General features: G+C 45.9%; 13 protein-coding genes and 1 tRNA gene. 7 read left to right on the top strand and 7 right to left on the bottom strand.

What is annotated here, in order from left to right; genetic code table 11:
* The first annotated feature begins 245 nt into the window (after positions 1–245).
* Together ACO08K_RS13820 and ACO08K_RS13815 are read left to right on the top strand one after the other, a co-directional pair.
* Positions 246–1,091 carry a glycosyltransferase family 2 protein gene (locus tag ACO08K_RS13820; protein WP_421796993.1) on the top strand — a complete coding sequence of 282 codons (846 nt, stop codon included), beginning with the start codon at positions 246–248 and terminating at the stop codon, positions 1,089–1,091.
* Positions 1,092–1,223: 132 nt separating this feature from the next.
* The gene (locus ACO08K_RS13815; protein ID WP_421796992.1) at positions 1,224–2,027 is read left to right on the top strand and encodes a glycosyltransferase family 2 protein; all 804 of its coding nucleotides are present in this window, start codon (positions 1,224–1,226) and stop codon (positions 2,025–2,027) included.
* A 96-nt stretch (positions 2,028–2,123) separates the two neighbouring features.
* Here ACO08K_RS13815 and ACO08K_RS13810 read toward each other — a convergent pair whose 3' ends face one another.
* The gene (locus ACO08K_RS13810) at positions 2,124–3,362 is read right to left on the bottom strand and encodes a hypothetical protein (RefSeq protein WP_421796991.1); all 1,239 of its coding nucleotides are present in this window, start codon (positions 3,360–3,362) and stop codon (positions 2,124–2,126) included.
* Between the two features lie 674 nt (positions 3,363–4,036).
* Between ACO08K_RS13810 and gmd the strand changes: the two genes are divergently transcribed.
* The 4 genes from gmd (at position 4,037) to ACO08K_RS13790 (ending at position 7,356) form a co-directional block, all read left to right on the top strand.
* Entirely contained in the window at positions 4,037–5,152 is a 1,116-nt protein-coding gene (gmd, locus tag ACO08K_RS13805) for a GDP-mannose 4,6-dehydratase (RefSeq protein WP_421796990.1), read from the top strand.
* Positions 5,153–5,201: 49 nt separating this feature from the next.
* Positions 5,202–6,134 carry a GDP-L-fucose synthase gene (gene fcl, locus ACO08K_RS13800; RefSeq protein WP_421796989.1) on the top strand — a complete coding sequence of 311 codons (933 nt, stop codon included), beginning with the start codon at positions 5,202–5,204 and terminating at the stop codon, positions 6,132–6,134.
* 396 nt (positions 6,135–6,530) lie between these two features.
* Entirely contained in the window at positions 6,531–7,118 is a 588-nt protein-coding gene (locus tag ACO08K_RS13795) for a plasmid pRiA4b ORF-3 family protein (protein WP_421796988.1), read from the top strand.
* Between the two features lie 163 nt (positions 7,119–7,281).
* A tRNA-Val gene (locus tag ACO08K_RS13790) sits at positions 7,282–7,356 on the top strand.
* A gap of 87 nt (positions 7,357–7,443) precedes the next feature.
* On the opposite strand, the gene ACO08K_RS13785 is transcribed toward ACO08K_RS13790, so the two are convergent.
* Positions 7,444–11,349 carry a T9SS type A sorting domain-containing protein gene (locus ACO08K_RS13785; protein ID WP_421796987.1) on the bottom strand — a complete coding sequence of 1,302 codons (3,906 nt, stop codon included), beginning with the start codon at positions 11,347–11,349 and terminating at the stop codon, positions 7,444–7,446.
* A gap of 480 nt (positions 11,350–11,829) precedes the next feature.
* On the opposite strand from ACO08K_RS13785, the gene ACO08K_RS13780 reads away from it, so the two are divergent.
* Complete coding sequence (locus ACO08K_RS13780) at positions 11,830–12,900, top strand: NAD-dependent epimerase/dehydratase family protein (RefSeq protein ID WP_421796986.1); 1,071 nt, start codon at positions 11,830–11,832, stop codon at positions 12,898–12,900.
* A 569-nt stretch (positions 12,901–13,469) separates the two neighbouring features.
* Here ACO08K_RS13780 and ACO08K_RS13775 read toward each other — a convergent pair.
* The 5 genes from ACO08K_RS13775 to ACO08K_RS13755 form a co-directional block, all read right to left on the bottom strand.
* Positions 13,470–14,480, bottom strand: a complete 1,011-nt coding sequence (locus ACO08K_RS13775) for a glycosyltransferase family 4 protein (RefSeq protein WP_421796985.1) — start codon at positions 14,478–14,480, stop codon at positions 13,470–13,472.
* 193 nt (positions 14,481–14,673) lie between these two features.
* Complete coding sequence (locus tag ACO08K_RS13770) at positions 14,674–16,398, bottom strand: carbamoyltransferase (protein ID WP_421796984.1); 1,725 nt, start codon at positions 16,396–16,398, stop codon at positions 14,674–14,676.
* A 25-nt stretch (positions 16,399–16,423) separates the two neighbouring features.
* Entirely contained in the window at positions 16,424–17,560 is a 1,137-nt protein-coding gene (locus ACO08K_RS13765; protein WP_421796983.1) for a glycosyltransferase family 4 protein, read from the bottom strand.
* Positions 17,561–17,566: 6 nt separating this feature from the next.
* Complete coding sequence (locus ACO08K_RS13760) at positions 17,567–19,012, bottom strand: hypothetical protein (RefSeq protein WP_421796982.1); 1,446 nt, start codon at positions 19,010–19,012, stop codon at positions 17,567–17,569.
* Between the two features lie 172 nt (positions 19,013–19,184).
* A complete protein-coding gene (locus ACO08K_RS13755) occupies positions 19,185–20,165 on the bottom strand; it encodes a hypothetical protein (RefSeq protein WP_421796981.1) in 981 nt (326 codons plus the stop codon).
* Between the last annotated feature and the right edge of the window lie 15 nt (positions 20,166–20,180).

Below are 20,180 nucleotides of genomic sequence, written 5' to 3'. Positions count from 1 at the left end.
GTTTTTTGGCGCTTGATTATATATTCTTAATTCGTTGATTTTCAATCAAAAAAAGATTTGTCAAAAAATATTCAAAATCAGCATCACGAACCCTGCGTTTATAAGTCCTTGTGAATTAACTTTGTCCCTGCAAAATCTTCTAGAAACCCGTAACGTTATCTTTCAGTCCGGCCAAACAGTCTATTTATTCCCAAATTTAACAAAGGGCATAGCCCTTTATAATCCCAAGAACGAAAAACCGAAGGATGAAGATTTCAATCGTTACCCCTGCGTTCAATAGCGCAAAAACCATTCGACATACCATTGAAAGTGTGGCCCGTCAAACCTACTCAAACGTTGAATACATCATTGTAGATGGAGGCTCACAAGATGCTACAGCAAAAATCGTAGCCCAATATCCCGATGTAGTTGACCTGTTCATTTCTGAGCCTGATCATGGGGTGTACGATGCAATGAACAAGGGCATTCGTGCCGCAAGTGGCGACATCATCGCCATCCTCAACTCTGATGATTTTTACATCCACTCCCACGTATTGGCCCAAATCGCAACTACCTTTCAGGAATCGGGTGCCGACTCGGTGTATGGTGATCTGCAATACGTAGACCAGCACAATCCACACAAGGTGATTCGCCACTGGGAGTCCGGAGCTTTTCAACGGCGCAGCTTTTTAGCAGGTTGGATGCCTCCTCACCCCGCATTTTTTGTCAAAAGAGCAATTTATCAACGGCACGGATTGTTTAATTTAAGCCTCAAAAGTTCTGCAGATTATGAGTTAATGCTGCGGTTTTTATATAAATATCAGGTTAGCGCAGCTTATGTGCCCGATGTGCTCGTGCGGATGCGGGTAGGCGGCTTGAGCAACGCCACCTGGCGCAGCCGACTGCGTGCCAATCGTGAAGATCAGGCAGCCTGGAAAATTAATGGCATAAAACCTCGATTTTATACTACTATATTAAAACCTTTGCGTAAATTGCGACAGTTTTACAGTCATCCCTATCAGCGTTCAATTACTTTTTCGCAGCATCATCCCGAAAACTTCACTTTGAAAAAAAATGAATCCGCACATTTGCAGGATTTTAATCTACGTTAGATAATTTACCAAGAGCATCATATTTAATTTACCTGAATGCATACAACATTCAGGTTGTTATGTGTTGACGTTTAAAATATGAATTATTATCACTTATCCCAATATTAAGTACCCTATAAATAAACTATGCTAATGAAAGTTTCAATTGTTACCGTTTGTTTCAATAGTGCAAACACTATTCGAGACGCCATCAGCAGCGTGATTAGCCAAAGCTACCCCAACATTGAATACATTATTGTTGACGGAGGATCAACTGATGGTACCACCGATATCATCCAAGCCCACTCTTCTTATCTAAGTCACTGGATATCAGAACCGGATAATGGCACCTACGACGCCATGAATAAAGGCATCCATTTGGCTTCAGGTGATGTTATAGCCATTTTAAATTCAGATGATTTTTATGTACATTCTGAGGTTATCGCCCAGGTTGTATCACAGTTTCAGCGCACCAATGTCGATTCCGTCTATGGTGACCTGCAATATGTAGCCAAAGACGATACGGAAAAGGTGACGCGCAGTTGGGTATCCGGAATGTACCAGCGCCGAAATTTTTTGTATGGGTGGATGCCCCCTCATCCGGCATTTTTTGTCAGACGATCAGTTTATAAATCTTTGGGGTACTTTGATACTCGACTTCGCACCTCGGCAGATTATGAGTTGATGCTGCGCTTTTTATACCGGCATAAAATATCAACCCATTATTTACCCGAGCTTATGGTACGCATGCGTGCAGGAGGAGCAAGCAATAGCTCCTGGGAAAAACGCATTAAGGCCAATTTGGAAGACCGTCAAGCCTGGAAAATGAATGGCCTGCGTCCTTATTTTTTTACTCCGATACTTAAGCCGCTCCTTAAGGTAAAGCAGTTCTTGGTATTTAAACAAATAAGGGTTAGTGCGCCCCAGGTGCAAAAGCGAGAAAGCCAATACGTTTAAACAAAAGAGGGGTGGATTGATGCAATCAATCCACCCCTCTTTTGTTTAGTAAAAATCAAATCATCCTATCGATTGAATTATTGAAGATCTAATGCATCATTTGATGCGAACACTCATTGATACTTCATTGTAATTGGCGCTCCGATTGTCACCAACTGCCCAATTGGTATGGCCATGAAGCATTCTTAAGTGCAGAGCCTGCCATTGAATACCACTTACCACTTGCCAGCTATTAAAGGGGTAGTCAGGACAACGAAGTACGTACCCTTTGCTGTGGTTGGAATAACCATAAAAGCTGACCTTGCCCGCATTGACAGCAAAACCCAGCCTTATCTCAGGTCCAAACCCGGTGGTTTTGCCCTGGTTGTTCAGTGAAGCTGGTTTATTGGGGTTGATGCGTGCAGGCATGTAAGCACCTGCATTTGCGCCTACTCCTGTAATGAGCCGCATTACTCCTTTGGCAAAGGGAAGCTCTGGTCGGTACTGGAAAGACACGTTACCTCCAGCCAATAGCGACTGGAAGCCATTGGTGTTTGGCGAAAGGTTTTCACTGCTCTGGCTCTCCGTGCTCCCCTTAAAAGACACCCAAGCATTCCACTCGGCACCCCACAGTTGGTTATAGTTTGGAGCAGTACCAAATCGAACCAACATTGCCGTGGTACTATCCGGTGCTTCATCGTAATAGGTCGCAAATACCGATTGAAGTCCCGCACCTATTTCCAAGGCCCCAAAGTCGTTGAGAAACTTATCAACAATTACCTCCCAGGGCCGCTCGTTGGATTGATTTGAGGTGCTCAAAAAAATGTTTGTAAAATCTTGATACTGCTGATCAAGGTTGGTTTGCATGGTAATAGAAGCATCTTCATAAGCTGCCTCTGCTTCAGCAAGCGTGTTGGGATCAACTTGCAAACTGTCTTTAAAATCTGTAAATCCGTTTTGGATTAGCGTTAGATTCTGAATCCAGGCTGCATTAGCTTGGTCGTAACCGCCCAAGATCGCCGCGACCTCTAAAGAATCAAACTCATTTCGATTCCCCAAGAGGATTGCGGACAATCCAGTTCTGCCAGCAGACCAGGCTTGTAAAATGGAATCAATCCCTTCGGTGGGATTGGTAACTGGCAAACCAGCACGGAGATCTTTAAATACGTCATCCTGCAGCTGATCCGCTAAGTTAACTTTGTTGGTCAAATCCTTTAAATTAGCCAGGAACTGTACCCGCTCGCCTTTGTTTAGTGATTTGAATAAAGGCAAATACGTTTTTAGGTCTTGTGCGTACAAAGAATTAACCAGGAAAAACGCTCCCAGTGAGAGCAAGGCCGTCAATAGTTTTTTCATGATTTTACATTTAATGAGACTACCGGAAAATTGAAAATTTGATTTTAGCCAAAAACCTGCCATTCCTGTTATAGGGGTTAGCCTACACAAGTGAATAATTATCCCATAAGACAGTGCACCAATTCAATTTGTGCACATCTTACTACAGAGCAAGTTAAATAGATGCGGGGGGCAGTACACAAAGCGCATGTGCAATTTGCGCGACCTGCGAAATTGACAGTACATTTTACATACTCAAAAAAAAGGGACGAAAGGGAAAAAACACAACGTCCAAATATGAGCTATGTCACTCAGGAACAAGTCCATATGACATATTCATCAATACGTTGTTAACAGTGTGGCATGTGCAGATAAATGGATTAGCATTTTAATAGGAAGTTAGGATGATATTCAGTAAGTTAATTTTAAAAGTGATTATTAATTACTTGAAGTGAAACCTTTCTAAACAGCCTCTTGCGAAAGATGTTGATAATATCCTGATATATCGAATGCAAATCTACTCTGTGTTTTCATCAAATGCAAATATTATTTTATTTTTTTATAAAATTTAACACACGCGTTATATTCCTGCCAATAAGGGATTTATTCTTACGGTGTAAAAGCTTCTTTCTGGAAGGTACAAGCCGTAACTTAAAAATGACTATTTTTGCTTTTCAAACAACTAACTTCCCTTTATGAAAAAACGTGCATTGTTGACGGGTGTAACTGGGCAGGATGGTGCCTATTTATCCCAAATCCTCCTCGCAAAAGGGTATGAAGTACACGGCATCAAACGCCGCTCGTCCTTATTCAATACCGCCCGCATCGACCATTTGTACCAGGATCCGCACGATGAAGACCAGCGCTTTATCCTGCACTACGGCGACCTTACCGATAGCACCAGCATCATTCGTTTGTTGCAAGAAGTGCAACCCGATGAAATTTATAACCTGGGTGCCCAGTCGCATGTACAGGTTAGTTTTGAAGCACCGGAGTATACTGCAAATTCTGATGCCATTGGCCCCTTGCGTATTTTGGAAGCCATCCGGCTCTTGGGTTTAAAAGACAAAACGCGTTTTTACCAAGCTTCTACTTCTGAACTGTACGGCAAGGTGCAAGCCATTCCCCAAACGGAAACCACCCCATTTTACCCACGCTCACCTTATGCAGCTGCTAAATTATACGGGTACTGGATTACCGTCAACTACCGCGAATCGTACGGTATTTATGCCTGCAATGGCATTCTGTTCAACCACGAATCACCACTGCGGGGTGAAACCTTTGTGACCCGGAAAATTACCCGTGCAGTCGCAAAAATTGGCTTAGGTTTGCAAGACAAACTCTGGCTGGGCAACCTGGACGCCCAACGTGACTGGGGGCACGCCAAAGATTATTGCGAAGCCATGTGGCTCATGCTCCAGCAAGCTGCGCCGGATGATTATGTAGTCGCTACCGGAGTAACCACCAGTGTGCGCGATTTTATTCACCTGGCTTTTGCGGAAATTGGCGTGAGTCTGGAATTTCAGGGAACTGGCGTGGGCGAACGTGCCATCGTCACTGCCTGTAATGACGAGCGTTACCAATTGCCGCTGGGTAAAGAGGTCGTAGCCGTTGATCCAAGGTATTTTCGGCCGGCCGAGGTGGATTTACTGGTCGGAGACCCCCGCAAAGCCAAAGAAAAACTGGGCTGGACCCCCACCTACGACTTGCCAGCCCTGGTGCAGGAAATGGTAAAAGCCGATTTACATTTGTTCGAGCGGGACGCCGTATTGCTCAAAAGTGGTTTTGAGGTAAAACGGGAATTCGAGTAAACAACGCAGAAAAATCGGGAAGTAATTTTTTGCTTCAGACCAATCGATTATGGAAACGAACACCAAAATATTCATTGCAGGGCATCGGGGCATGGTTGGCTCGGCCATTCATCGCAAATTGCTTCAAGAAGGCTTCCAAAACTTGATTGTGCGGAATTCCCGGGAACTGGACCTGCGAAATTCAATCGAGGTTGAAGCCTTTTTCCGCGCAGAACAACCCGAGTATGTCTTCCTGGCCGCGGCCAAAGTGGGCGGCATCATGGCCAATAATACCTACCGGGCCGATTTTTTGTACGAAAACCTGATGATCCAGAACAATGTCATCCACTGTGCCTGGAAATATGGTGTAAAAAAATTGCTGTTCCTGGGCTCGTCCTGTATTTACCCAAAGCTGGCACCCCAGCCCCTCAAGGAAGAATACCTGCTCACCGGGTTATTGGAACCCACCAATGAGCCTTATGCGATTGCCAAAATTGCGGGTATTAAAATGTGTGACGCTTACCGGGCACAATATGGTTGTAATTTCATCTCGGCGATGCCTACCAATCTTTATGGCCCCAACGACAATTACGACCTCGAAAAATCACATGTGCTTCCCGCTTTAATTCGCAAATTTCACGAAGCCAAACGCCAGCAATTGCCCGAGGTCGTTTTGTGGGGATCGGGCACTCCCTTGCGGGAATTTTTGCATGTTGACGACCTGGCGGATGCTTGCTTTCACCTGATGCAAACCTACAATGAAGCAGGTTTGGTTAATGTCGGGGTAGGCCATGATTTGAGCATCAAGGACTTGGCCTTGTTGATCCGGGATGTTGTGGGGTACCAGGGCGCCATCGTTCACGACTTGTCCAAACCTGATGGCACTCCCCGCAAACTGATGGATGTAGCCAAACTTACAGCAGTAGGCTGGCAAGCTAAAATTGGTTTGGAAGAAGGCATCCGGCGGGTATACGCCCAACTGGGAAATGAAACATGGTTTTAATGAGAGATGAGTCATCCCAAATTTCTGAAAAGTCAAAATCGGGCATAAATCTAATCGCGGAGCGATTGAATTTTGAATAGCCCCGGTCGTCCGGGGTAAATAGTTGGGCCAAATTGGCGGCAACCACGGCAGTGGTTGAACTCAATTGAGCAAAAAGTTCAACCGCATCCGCGGTTGCGAAACCTTTTGCTACCCAAATGACCCCGGACGACCGGGGCTATTCAAAATTCAACCGCATCCGCGGTTTATCATCCCAAAAATTCGGGATGACTCATGTTTCCTCTCTCCTCTCTCATCTTTCATCTTTCCTCTCTCCTCTCTCATCTTTCCTCTCTAATCTCTCATCTTTCATTATCTTTGCCAAATAACTCGTAGATTGAACCAAAATTTGTTACTGTGAGTAGTTTACAATTAAAAGTCCAGTTGGAGGACATCAATCCGGTCATCTGGCGTACTTTTCAGATAGATCAAACGGAAACTTTTTTTGATCTGCATGAGATCTTGCAAATCGTCATGGGCTGGGAGAATGCACACCTCTTTGAGTTTCAAATCAAAGAACGGAAAATTGGTTTGTTGCCCGATGAAGACGAAATGTGGGATACTGATGCGAGTTTGGAAGACAGCGAGTCGATCCTGATGCTCGATATGAACTTAAAAGAAGGGGATTCTTTCCACTATATTTACGATTTTGGCGACAACTGGAAGCATCGGCTGACGGTGGAGAAGGTGCTTGTCGACGACGAAACCAATTGCCCAATTTGCCTGGGAGGCGCTCGCAACTGTCCACCCGAAGATTGTGGCGGAGCTCCGGGCTATGTCGATTTTTTGGACGCCCTCAAAAACCCCAACCACCCGCAACACGAAGAAATCATTGATTGGATTGAAGAATTTGATCCAGAAGATTTTGACCTGGAGGAAACCAATGAGATCCTTCAGGAGTTTAATGATTGGCGACAAGACCTATTCCTCGAAGAGGAAGAGTAACAAGCTTATACTTTTGTTCACTTATAATGCCGATGGATCATGCTATTTTCATCGGCTTTTTTATTTTTTTCAAAAAAAAATAAGCCCAAGACTTGCGCAAACTGAAATGAGCGTGTATATTTGCGCACGCTTTTGAGCAAAAGGCTCAAAAAACCAAATACAAGGGTGATTAGCTCAGCTGGTTTAGAGCATCTGCCTTACAAGCAGAGGGTCGGCGGTTCGAATCCGTCATTACCCACGATACAAAAAAGAGGCTACGATTTCTGAAATCGTAGCCTCTTTTTTTTTGCCTGCAAAAGGCTGGGGCTGGTCAATAAGCCCCACGTCAATTCACCAGCAACAACCGGGTAACCACCTGTTGGCCATTTTGCCGGATGATCACGGAATAGGTCCCTGCCCCCGGCAAATCCTGCTGATCGTACGTAAAGTTGTTCTCGCCCACAAACAAATTCACCCGATCCTGCCGTACGGTTCGGCCATAAGTATCGATGACCTGGAGGATGGCTTCGCCACCACTTGGACTGGACCACTTGATTTGCACCTGATCGCGGAAAGGATTTGGATGTACCGACAGCACCTTGAAGTCCAGTTGTGGACGCTGTGGGGTCAATTCAACGTCATTTTTTATGATGCTTGGGCTCAACTGAGTCAGGCCATTGGTTTCTACGTTGCCGTTTACATCCCCCAGTTTGATGCCAATGAAGCGGGCGTCGGACACCGAGCGATCCAGGTCGTTGAATTGGATGAACTTCGGAATCGCTTCGGCCCAGGGGTTATTGGGGTCTTTGAAGCGGTGCTTGGCATCCACAAAGAGCCAACTTTTTCCACCCTCAAAAGTGTCATCCAAATGCAGGATGACCCGCCGGATTTTGATCAAATCGATGGTGGAAATAGAGCCGGACTGGTTTACGTCGGCTGCCAGCAATTGGTAAGGCGACGTGAGCCGTTGTTTGCCCAAAATATGTTTGGTGATCAATAAAACATCAAATGTGGTGACCCCATTGCGGGCATCATCCGCTTTATCCGCAGTGAGGGTATAATCATAACCTTGCGCGAGCCCCTGCATGAGGTAATCGCCGGTTTGAACACTCACGGCTTTTAAATTCTTGGCACCACTGCTCTCGACTACTACCCCGCTCAGGCTGAGGCCCAATTCGGTGCGGGTATTCCCCTCGATGATCAGGGTATCGCCAGGGTCTTTACAAAGATTGAATTTGTTGTCCTGCACCTTGATGTAGGTCAAACAGAAATCGTGATTGGGGCCCGGAGGGCTGAGTTTGGTATTGACGGCATTGTCCCAGGCGTGCAATTCCACTTCGGTCAAACCCAAATCGTCGCAGGTAAGGATGATGTAATCCTGGTTGATGTTGGCTTTCTCCCCCTTGCGGTTGACCGAATAGCGTACCGGACCGGAACAAGAATCGATGCTGGGGCTCGCCAACAATTCTTTGGCCCAAACAATGGTGGAAGCCCTATCCACGTCGCCGTCGCCATCAGCATCGGTATTCGGTGGCAATTCACTCAATTCGGCAGATAGGCCGTGAATACAAGTGACAGTGGGTGGTTTACAATCCACTACTTTAAATTTGACAAAACCTCTGCCCGTATTGCCACAAGCGTCGGATACCTTGATCTCCAGCTGGTAATCCCCTTTGGGTACGATTCCAGTGAACAAGTACTTGGGATAACGCCCAAAGATCCGCCAGTTGGTTTGGCTGCTGCTGGAGCTTTCGTTGATCTCCAGTTTTAGATCGGTATCGATGTTGAGGTTATTCGGATCGCAAGCTTCCTGGATCCCCACCGACAAAATGATATCCGCTTTACAATCACTGCGATTGATGCAAAAAGATACGTTGGACTCCGTGAAAATCTGTGGCGCTTCGTTGTCCACCACTTTGATGATTTGGGTATAGGTCCATTGCCCGGTTGGTTTCCGGTTCAATTTTTCCCAATACCCTTCTGGATTGCCCCCGCAGGTACGGGAGTTGGCCAGCGGGAATTTGTTCTTTTCATTGTTGTCCGCATCAAAATAGGCAGTGCCGTCGCGGCGGACAATCACCCACACATCGTCTTCTCCACCGGTGCCGTCGCAGTCGATATCGCGAGGAACTGGAATGACCTCGTCACCATCTTTGTACTCGCACCAGTTGATGACATTGTAGGTTCTGAAAATTTTGTAACATTCCACCCCATCACCCTGGTAACGTTTGTCGCTGACGTTGACCGCCAGGATATCACAAGCCAGTTCAAAGGTGCCGATGGTATCGGGACTGGGGTCTTTACAATATTCGATGTAATCCTTGGGGAATTTGATCATGTACTCATGGGCGGCCACTACCGTAATCCATTGAAAACAAGTATCCGGCGATTGGTTGCCGGATTCATCCCGGGCCAAAAATTTGCGTTTAACCGTTCCTACCCCACAATTGTTGATTTTTACCACTGGATCAAATTCGATCCACTCCGCTTTGAAACAGTTGTCGCCTACCTTGGGCGCTCCAAAATACCTGGCAATGGTGCTGCGGTTTTTGAAATCAACCCCTTTGGGCAAACGGTCGCAATACACCGTGGTATCTTTGGGTGCCTGGCACCAGGGCTTCATTTTGTCCTCAATCCATACGGTTGTCCAGCAATAATCCGCATTGCCCGCAGCGTCGGTGGCCCGCAGCTCTACTTTGACGTAGCCTAAGGCAAGGTCACAACAGGTAAAAGTCAGGATCGAATCCCAACGACTTACCCGGGGTGTATCCAGTGGGTTGCAATTTTCATCCTGGGTGATGGGCCGACGGATGTGGAGTTTGGCCAATTTACAATTGTCCTTGCTGCCTTCGTCAACGTCTTCTGCACGCAGCTGGGCATAGCCGGCTTCATTGAGGCTGATGTTGATTTTATCGTCACAGATGGCTACCGGACTGATTTTGTCCTGTACCTCCAGGTGGATGGTGTCTTTTGCTTCATTGTGGCAAGCATCGCGTACCGTATAAATGAGGATGTGGCAGCCGATGGGCAGATTGCCAATGTAGCGTTTCTGGGCCCCACTATTGGTAAATCCCAAACGCACGGGAGGTTTGGGGTCGATGGCCAGGCCGAGGGTGTCCCGACAAGTATCGGTCCAGATTTCTGCAGTCCAGCTGTAGCCAGAACAGGCATCGCTTACAATCGGGGGCAATACCTCAATGGCCGCTGTACAATCAAAGGGGCTGGTAGAAGTGCTCAAAAAATCATTGGCGTAAGGACTTTTAATGATGGGTTTGTCCACATCACCTACTTTGATGACCTGGCTCAACTCAATGGAAGTTTTTTTACACCAATCTTTGATGATCCAGCGGCGCAGTACTTTATAGGTAGTTGGGCATACTTCAAAACGGGTATCCACATAGGTAGAACTGAGCCCACAGGAAGAGTCAACGGTGATGTAATCAATTTTACCCTGGTAATTGACCACATAAGGGTAGCCACTCACATCGGGGTGAATGTTTCCGTTTTTGTCCTTTTTCGGGTTGTTGTTTCCGGTACAGGTATTGATGCCAACACTATCCGGCAATTGAATGGAGGCCAATGGCGCGCGAAGCAGGGTAATGAATTGTGGATCAGTATCTTGATTGCCCTTGGCATCGCTGGCAAAAAACAAACGGCGAATGATGAGGGTATCGCAGCGGTTGTCGTAATAAATGGCGTCGATAAAACTGCGAATCTTCAATGTCCTTTTGTTGCAATTGTCCTTGAGGGTAGCAATTCCAAAACTGTCGGTACTGCTCAGATTCTGGTAAATGTCCGTGATTTCGTCACAAAAAATAAAAAGGGTCGTATCCGCAGGCGCGGTAACGACCGGCGCCATTTTGTCCTCGGCAGCTACAATGCCCCAGCAATTCGAAAACTGGGTGCAAGACTTGGGATTTTTGATGTTGACGATAAAACGGAAATTACCGCAACCGTCTACCGTATCGCGGTTGAGCGGGTTTTCATCGTCCACAAAAATTTCGTAATCTTCTGGGCTTAAACAAGCCCCCGAACCTTCCAAAACCAGTTTAGGGGTAAGTACAAACTGACAGTTCGAGTCCAGCGTAATGTGTACGGTATCGATGCATCCTTGGTTCACAGTTGTCCGTACGGATGGTGCAGTTTGTACCCCGGGTACAAGGGAGGTCGACAACTTGTGACCAAAGTTGCCGAGTAGCAGCATGGCTTTAAAAGCTACCGCTACGGGAATTAGTTGAAAAAAACTGCGCATGCCGATCTTATTCTTTCAATCGATTCCTAGATCAATAGCCTCAATGACTATTGTTCTTCATCAAATGAGATTATGACAAAAATTCGTTCAAAGGATTGTTACCGAGCTTCTTAATCTGAATGGCCAAAACAACGGCTAGGAATGCGACCACGAAACCTTCGACTCTCTCTCCGGTTCCTAAATGTCAAAAGGTTTATGTTGTAAAATCCTGCAATCACACTTACAGGTGGCTTTTTTATGGGTATTTCCGGCAATCACTTACGACGTGATCCAAAAGGGGGTAGGACCGGATGTCTCAATGGGGGTAAATATACCCAAATAATTTTTATTCGTGAAAGAAAAAATATGACCTTAACAATTGTGTTTTCGCTTCTCTAACTAAAATACAGTCGATTGTGTTAGTTTTGGCCACTGGATACAAACAAGTTTGCAATTTGTTTTACAGGAATATGCCCTGTCCAGCGTATAAAATTTTTTCTCGTGCAGATACAGTCATTTGATCAATCCTTACCGATTTTGGTCACCGGAGGCTCGGGTTATTTGGCATCCTGGATAATTAAATACCTCGTCGAGGCCGGCTATTATGTACGCACTACCGTTCGGAATCGGCAAGATGAGCGCAAAATTGCCCACCTCAAACGGATTGCGGAAGCTGGCCCCGGTCGCCTGGAATTTTATGAAGCTGATCTGATGCGCCACGGCGACTTCAACAATCCAATGCGGGGTTGCGAGTTGGTCATCCACACTGCTTCTCCTTTTTTGATCGGAAAAATTAAAGACCCGCAGCGACAACTGGTTGATCCGGCCCTGGAGGGTACCAAAAACGTATTGTATTCAGCAGGGGAAACGCCTTCCGTCAAACGGGTAGTCATGACTTCCAGTGCCGTTGCGCTGTATGCCGAAGCCCGCGAGATCCTGGATCAACCCAGTGGGGCTTTTGATGAGCACAACTGGAATTTGATTTCGGACCTGCATTATGATCCCTACGGTTATTCCAAAACCCTGGCCGAAAAAGAAGCCTGGATCATTGCCAATCAACAAAAGCAATGGGACCTGGTATGCATCAACCCAACTTTTTTGTTTGGGCCTACCCTGTCCGGGCGTGGCGACAACGTGAGCGTATCGACCATTCGCCAACTGATGAACGGGGAGCTGCGCCTGGGGGCACCACAATTGTATTTTGGCGTTGCGGATGTGCGGGACGCAGCGCAGGCACACCTCTTGGCTGCCTTCACGCCCGAAGCCAATGGCCGCTACCTGATTTGTGCCCAAACCATGAGTATATTGGAAATTGCTGCGGTGATGCGAGCCTCGGCTTCGCTCGGCCAACGATCTGGCGATGCCCTTAAACTTCCCAAAAGGCCTTTGTCCAATTGGTTGTTGTACCTGATTGGCCCTTGGGTAGGCTTTAGTCGGCGCTTTTTGCGGGGCAATTTGGGTTACGCCCCACAGTTTGATGCAGCACGAAGCATTAATGAGTTGGGCTTGAGTTACCGGCCAGTGGAGGAGACGATTGTGGAGATGGTGGAGAGTTTGAACCTGGACCATTAAGCAACAGCCCCCAGGCCAAGGTCATTGATTGAAGGAATTTTGCGTTGGATTTGGTAGGGTGCATTTGTCGCAGAACCCCCGACCCCTAATGGCAGGGTCGATTGGTTCTGATTTTTATTCATTGAAGCAGCTTCGCTGCTTGTTTTTTTATAACCGCGACGACGCGACGGCGCGACGAAATGTGTGCTTCGCACACCTTTTCGTCGTCTTACGTCGCGCATTTGGCGCAGCCAAATGAATCGTCGCGTCGTCGCGTCGTCGCGGTTATTAAAAACGATTGGGCGCAGCCCAATCCAAAATGGTTTAAAAACAGAACCAAACGTCCCTGCCTTTAGGGGTCGGGTCGATCAGTTCTAGATTTGGAAGTAAAATCTGACATGGTAGAGACGTTGCATGCAACGTCTCTACAGTGTTTCGGGTAATACAACAATATTAATTCACCCCAAAATAAAGAAACCCAGGGCAAATAGACCTTTTGAAAAATAGAACTGATCGGCCCTGCCTTCAGGGGTCGGGGGGTCTAAGGCTTTTGTAAAACGTTCAACATCAACCACAAATATTTTCACTCATCACTCATCACTCATCACTTCCTCATACAACTCCCCATACGCCCTTGCCACCGTTTCCGCCTGAAAACGTTTCACATTCTCAAAGCCCGCTGCGATCAAGCCTTCGCGGTAAGGCGCATCCTGAATGACCCGCAGTACACCCTCCCGAATGGAGGCTACCGACAAGGGATCCACCAAACAAGCCGCAGTACCCGCTACCTCGGGCATCGACGAGAGATTGGAAGTGACCACCGGCCGACCCACCGTTTGGGCCTCCAGAATGGGCATGCCAAAACCCTCCAGCGTGGACGCAAACAGCAGGAGGTCGCAGTTGTGGTAAGCAGCCTGGACCTGGGCGTCGCTGAGGTCGTATTCATTGAAATAGTCGATGTGATGCGCCTCGAGTTTTTGTTGCACCTCCGCAGAGAGTTTTCCAATGACGTGAAAAGTACAATCGATGCCCGCAATGGCCTCAATGTGCCGCAGGAGATTTTTGTTCGGTGCCGTGCCAATGTGCAAAATGCGGGGTTTGGAGGCCGGAAAAGGCTTCGGCTGCGCGCTAAAATGGGTTTTGATGATGGTCGGAATCACCCGGATTTTGGCGGGGTCACAACCCGTAAAACGAATCAGTTCGGCTTTGGTGGCTTCCGAAATGGCCGTCACCACCTGCACGCGTGCGATGGGCAATTTGAGCCAAAACAACCACAAAAACCAACGCGCCACCGGATTGCGGTGCCGCATGAAGCCACAATCGTGCACCGTAAGAATGGTACCACGCCGGGGCAGCGCCAAGGCCACAAAATGAACATCGCCCGTAATGTGGTTGATGTCGTGACCGCCACGCCGCGCCGCCAGTGAGGCCTGCACCCGTGGCCAAATTCCATTGCTATAGGTAGGTGATTCAAGCGTTTTGGGTGCATACCCCATCACTTTGGGAAACACCGACAACATGGTATCAAAAGAAGCCTCAATGCTAAAATTGCCCCCAGGACGGGATTTTCGAAAAAACAGGCACACATCAGGAGAGTCCATAAAACATCTATTTTTGAAAACTTCTAACTTCTGGGTAGTGGATATAACTATTCTCATCCACTTTGCTAGAGTAGCTCATTTTTTTTCCAATATACCACAATTACCACCTCGTGCGGTAGTAAAGGGCTCACTCAACTCCTCCGTTGAGGCAGTGAGTCAAAAAAAAGAAAAGGTTTGTAAGAGGGAGTGGGGTTTAACGAGACACCACCACGTTTTCCAATACCAAGAGGTCCATTTGGGTGCGCAGGAAACATTCCAGCGCGTGTTCAGGGCTGTTTACGATGGGTTCGTTTTCGTTAAAAGAGGTATTCAACAGGATGGGAACTCCAGATTTTTCAGCAAAAGTTTTGATCAAACGGTGGTAACGTGGGTTGTCCCGCTCCTCCACGGTTTGTAGGCGTCCGGTGCCATCTACGTGCGTGACCGCCGGAATACTCGCCCGTTTGTCGGGCCGGATCAGGAACACCTTCTCCATAAAGGGCACATCGTCGTCTTGCTCAAAGTAATCCAACACGGCTTCCTTCAAAATAGACGGTGCAAAAGGCCGAAAACTTTCGCGGCGTTTGATTTTTGAGTTCAATAAATCTTTGGCATCGGGCCGACTGGGGTCCACGATGATCGAGCGATTGCCCAGGGCCCGGGGACCAAACTCGGCCCGCCCCTGAAACCAACCGATCACCGCCCCCTGGTGCAGCGCCTCGGCTACGTGGGGGAAAAGTTCCTCGTCGGTATAGCGCTGGTAGGCAATGCCCCGCGACTGCAAATACGCCTCGATCTGTTCGTTGCTGAAGCAGGCACCCGTGTAGGCCTGGTGCCGGAAGGGCGCCCGAGGCTGATTGTCGACCTGGTGTAAGGCGTAGAGTGCCGCCCCGATACTGGTACCCGCATCGTGCCCGGCGGGGGGTACAAAGAGTTTTTCAAAGGAAGTATTGGCCAGCAATTTACCATTGGCCACCGAATTTTGAGCTACGCCACCGGCCAGACAGAGGTTTTTTTGCCCGGTTTTGCGCTGCAAATCTTCGGCCAGGTGGAAAATCACTTTTTCCGCCATCCGTTGTACCGAGGTGGCCAGGTTGCGGTGGTAGTCGCTCAGGGGCTCGTCCGGGCTGCGCGCAGGCCCCAACAAGGTACACAAAGCCTCGGTGTACAGGGTGCCTACGTGGGGCGAACCGCCTTGCCAATCCATGTTTACGCCTTCTTTGAAGTGCCGAAAAAAGCGGGGATTGAGCTCAAACAAACCATTGTCTTTGAGCAGGATGAGTTGGGCTACTTTGTCCTGCTCAGTGGGCTGCCCGTAGGGGGCCAGGCCCATCACCTTGTATTCGTCGCCGTAGTGGGGAAAACCCAACCACTGGGTCAGGGCCGTATAAAAAATACCCAAGGAATGGGGATAGGATACACTGTCGATGACCTCCATTTTGCCGTTTTTGGTGTAGCCGCGCATGGTGGACGAAAAGTCGCCCATCCCATCGATGCTCAACAAGGCTGCATCGGCAAAGGGGGATACAAAATAGGCCGAAGCCAGGTGACTGCGGTGGTGTTCAGCGTACACAACCCGGGCCTTCAGGTCGGCCTCCTGGTAGCCAAAGGCTTCCGCCAACTCTTTTTTGAAGGCCCCTACGTTGAGGGAATTTTTGGCGCGGTCCAATATGCTGCGCAGCTTGACACCCTTGCGCAAAGTGTACCATACCTTTTCCATAAACTTGGCCTGCGGATCGCGCGAAATGGCAATCACATCCACCTCGGCCAGGGTGATGCCCGCTTCATCGAGGCAAAACTTGACCGCCTCGGTGGGCAAACCCGCCCAGTGTTTGATGCGGCGAATGCGCTCTTCTTCAGTGGCTACCAATAGCTCGTTGTGGCGGTAAATGCAGGCCGAAGAGTCGCCGTGGTAGGCGTTTAGTCCAAGTGTGTACATGTTCTAGGTATAATTTTATGGGGCTTTAACTAAACAAATGAAGGTAAGCAGCTTTCAAACCCGCTTTTTCTACAAAACCCTGCGCAAACGCCTGCGCTTGAGCCGACCATTGCGCGTATTGTTCCTGACTCATCCTTGCCGCCTGAGCAATGGCCTCGGCAAAGCCAGCAGGCTGATCCAACGGCAAATCCCAACCAATCTGCTGGTTTTGTAAATCTTTCCAGGGTGTTTGATCACTGATGATGACGGGCAAACCCGCCGCAAAAGCTTCAAAAATGGCGTGCCCAAAATTTTCGCCCTGGGTGGGTAGCAACAAAAAATCGTATTCCGGCAACAAGGCGCGTACCTGCGGATGGGGCAACTCGCCCCGGTAATGTACCTGCAAATGGGCCGGAAGATCGGCCAAAAGTGCAGCGCACTGCTGCCAATAGGCCGCGTCTTCGTTGCTGCCGATGATGGCCAGTTCGGCAGGTACGGGGCATTCCCGAAACTGGGCAATGGCTAGGTGTACGTTTTTGATGGGGTGAATGCGCCCCAGCAATAAAAAACGGGCTACGGTGTTTTTGCCCTTGGGCTGCGCCAAGGGCAAAACTGGAGCTGGAAAATCGGGGACGACTACTATCTTGCACCGCGAACCAAATATTCGCTCGATGTCTTTCTTCTCCTGGGCATCGCTGGCGTGAAACACGACGGACTGTGGTAAACCACTCCAACGGAACAGTTGTAAAAACAGTTGCTTTTTGCGTGTCTTGAACTGTAAGGCACTGGCTTTGAGCATGCCACGAGGGGCCAAGACCACTTGGGTTTTGATCCAGCCCAAACGGAAAAACAACAAGGGCAACAAAGTAAAATACAAGGAAAACATACTATTTAAGTACAGGTACTGTGGCTGCACCTGTCGGAGGTAACGCAAAATGCGCCGGGCACTCAAAGCTGGCGCGGCAGTGTACAATACTTCTACTTCCGTTCCTTCAAAAGGTTGCCAGCACTCGGGTACGACTCCGGCATAAGGCACCGCGGCCTCCAAATCTCGATCAGTGGTCAATACCTTAATGGGATAATGCGCCCGCATGGCTATCGCAAAATTGTAGGCGGACTGGATGGGGCCGCCTGCGCGATAGCCGGGAAAAAACCAGTCGCTGAGGATCAGTAGAGGCTGCAAATTGTGTTACAATTTAATTTTAAAAATCATTGGGAAAATTCGGTACATTATAAACACAAAGAATCCTGTTTTAATCAAGTGATTAACAACCGTAAGTACGTCATTTTCAACACCAATTGCCTGAAAAAATAAGATTGGAATCCATATAATTACAGTCGGATGTTTATGGGAAAGTTTAATGACAAAATTATAACACCATTGAAATAAAAATCCATAAATAAATAGGAATAGACATCCCCAGAAAGCCCCGAAGTTTGCAAAACTTTCTCCTAGAAGCCCTATATTCATACTAGTATTACCCAAGTTCCAGCCCAGAATTTTTTCTATATTTTGTTTTCCTCCTGCCTTTGGTTTATTTAGCCAAAGAAACCTAGGAACAACGGATGCGATTAGGGAAGTAGTGATTGTTTCTCCGTTCGCGAAAGGGACTACGGCGGGTACTCTTTTGATAACATGCGCGACTAGTCTTCCCTGGTTGAACCGGTCAGCAATATGAAAAAGTCGTTCTTCTGAAAAAGCATCATTGGTGTTACTAAAGCGACTTGAAATTAATGTTGAGAAAATTGAAAAATAGGATTGGCCATTTTTTCCTTCTGTAATTTGAACACGGTAATCCTGCTTTATACTCTGAATCAAAAATATAATGCAAATGCCAAGTAAAATCATAACAGTTTTAAAAATAAAACTATAATTATTACCTATAGTAAAAAGAATTAAAAATATTAAAGTGATAAAAATTAATTCCCCAAACATTCCGGATTGCAAAGCTTGAGTAATCAATAAAACTCCTGCAATCAATAACCATATGTAATTCATTCGGGTTCCCGAAAAAAATAGGTAAAACAAGCCTACAAAAGACAATTTTATCATTAAAAAGATAAAGAATTTGACTCCTTCAGACACAAAAGGAAACATAAACGTCGCAAAAAGACTAATCAGAATCAGTAAAAAACTGACCCTAATAGGTCTTTTTAACAAAGATAAATTAATGTATTCTTTAATTTTATACTTAAGGTTTATTCTTTTGATTAAAGGTAGATTGAACCCTGCAATCAAACTTAGAGAAGCGGGAAATGCATAATCATAATATTCCTTAGAACTAATCGGCATAGCCTTAACCCATAAACGCGTTAAGAAGTGTGCTTCTGTAAAATGAAGGTAAAAAACCATTGGCGTAATCAAACAAGTCAGCACAAGTAGTAGAGAAATAACATCTAGAAAGACCCAAACGGTCTGACCGAATCCTCTCACAATTTTGATGAAAAGAAAAATAAGTAGAAAAATGCTTAGAGTTTGATAATTAGAAACACCCCAAGTATCACCCAGGTAAATGGTAACAAAGATTGTAACCATTATTCCAATAACATTACCCATCATTCTTTCCATAAATACAAAATAATCGCGTTCAAAAATCACCCTATGCTCAGCAAAATTTGGCGAATAAAACTCCATTCAATCAATTGACAGGCAAAAGAGTTTAACTTAATGAATAAACATTTAGACCAGATTACTTAGGTATTTTAACTTGTCAAAAGGAATCAAGTGCAATCATTGGTGGTATATAAGCTTTCTAGATTTCAAGCAGAGTAAACATGTGGCCTATTTAGCATTCAAAACGAGTTAGTTATTTCCTCCTGTTTTCAAAAAAATTCATTAACCCATTTTTATCAAGTGTATCTATTAATTTTCTAGTGAACAATTTAGATCCTGCAAGATTCATATGCATTGAGTTGTAAAACATTTTTTTATTATATGAAATTTCATCTTGTGAAAAATCATAAAAAGGTATTGAGTATTTTTTACTGTAATTGTTGTAAATTTTTATGATTTCACTTTTGTTTTTTATAAATTTTTGACCTTCAATGTATTCTGGCGTATAAACAAACACTAAAAAAATATTATTTGATCTGCAGTATTTTAAATATGCTTCAAACAAATTCATCGACGTTTTATCGATAATAACTCGATAATTTTTTAATTTTGTTTTTGCTTTATTAAAATCAGAATTCCACGATATATTCTGCCCTTGATATCCTCTAATTCTCTTAACTGGGTTGTTTTTGGGAAATAAATACATGTAAATTGCCGTTTTGATTGCGCTTGGCTTTCCATAATATCTCAGTAAAGGAATTCGATAATCCCAAAACTTGTATCCAACATATGGCATAATTGCTTTTTCAATTTCTTCATTCCACAACATATATGGTAAAAATTGGTCAGGGTTGTTTAAATTCGCGCCTTTTTGAAGGGTAAATACATCTAAAGAATGTATAATCATTTTAGGTTTTTTGTTGTATTTCAACAATAATTCGTGCCTTAAGTTTTGCAATCTAAAATTATGGCCATCTATACCTAAATTGTATGCAGGTACATTAAATTCATTACTTATCATTGTTGGATTTATATGAACCCATGCTCTAGAAGATCCATATATAAGAATATCAGCATTTATAGTGCCTTCAAAAATTGCATCCCAAGTTTGATATTCGCCCCCTGTATAAGTGTTAGATTTTTTTAAATTTAAGGAAATAAATGAATCAATCGAATAAGCTAACACTATTACAGGAAGGAAAAAAATAGCAACTTTAATAATAAATCTTTTCATGTTTAGTATTCTAGA

Source organism: Haliscomenobacter sp. (genome assembly GCF_965225875.1).
Taxonomy (GTDB): Bacteria; Bacteroidota; Bacteroidia; order Chitinophagales; family Saprospiraceae; genus Haliscomenobacter.
The sequence above is the reverse complement of the archived record's forward strand: the minus strand, read 5'-3'. Positions and strand labels throughout refer to the sequence as shown.

Coding starts and splice junctions, on each gene's coding strand:
- ACO08K_RS13820 (WP_421796993.1), top strand. CDS start 246: ATGAAGATTTCAATCGTTACCCCTGCGTTCAATAGCGCAAAAACCATT.
- ACO08K_RS13815 (WP_421796992.1), top strand. CDS start 1,224: ATGAAAGTTTCAATTGTTACCGTTTGTTTCAATAGTGCAAACACTATT.
- ACO08K_RS13810 (WP_421796991.1), bottom strand. CDS start 3,362: ATGAAAAAACTATTGACGGCCTTGCTCTCACTGGGAGCGTTTTTCCTG.
- gmd (WP_421796990.1), top strand. CDS start 4,037: ATGAAAAAACGTGCATTGTTGACGGGTGTAACTGGGCAGGATGGTGCC.
- fcl (WP_421796989.1), top strand. CDS start 5,202: ATGGAAACGAACACCAAAATATTCATTGCAGGGCATCGGGGCATGGTT.
- ACO08K_RS13785 (WP_421796987.1), bottom strand. CDS start 11,349: ATGCGCAGTTTTTTTCAACTAATTCCCGTAGCGGTAGCTTTTAAAGCC.
- ACO08K_RS13775 (WP_421796985.1), bottom strand. CDS start 14,480: ATGGACTCTCCTGATGTGTGCCTGTTTTTTCGAAAATCCCGTCCTGGG.
- ACO08K_RS13770 (WP_421796984.1), bottom strand. CDS start 16,398: ATGTACACACTTGGACTAAACGCCTACCACGGCGACTCTTCGGCCTGC.
- ACO08K_RS13760 (WP_421796982.1), bottom strand. CDS start 19,012: ATGGAGTTTTATTCGCCAAATTTTGCTGAGCATAGGGTGATTTTTGAA.
- ACO08K_RS13755 (WP_421796981.1), bottom strand. CDS start 20,165: ATGAAAAGATTTATTATTAAAGTTGCTATTTTTTTCCTTCCTGTAATA.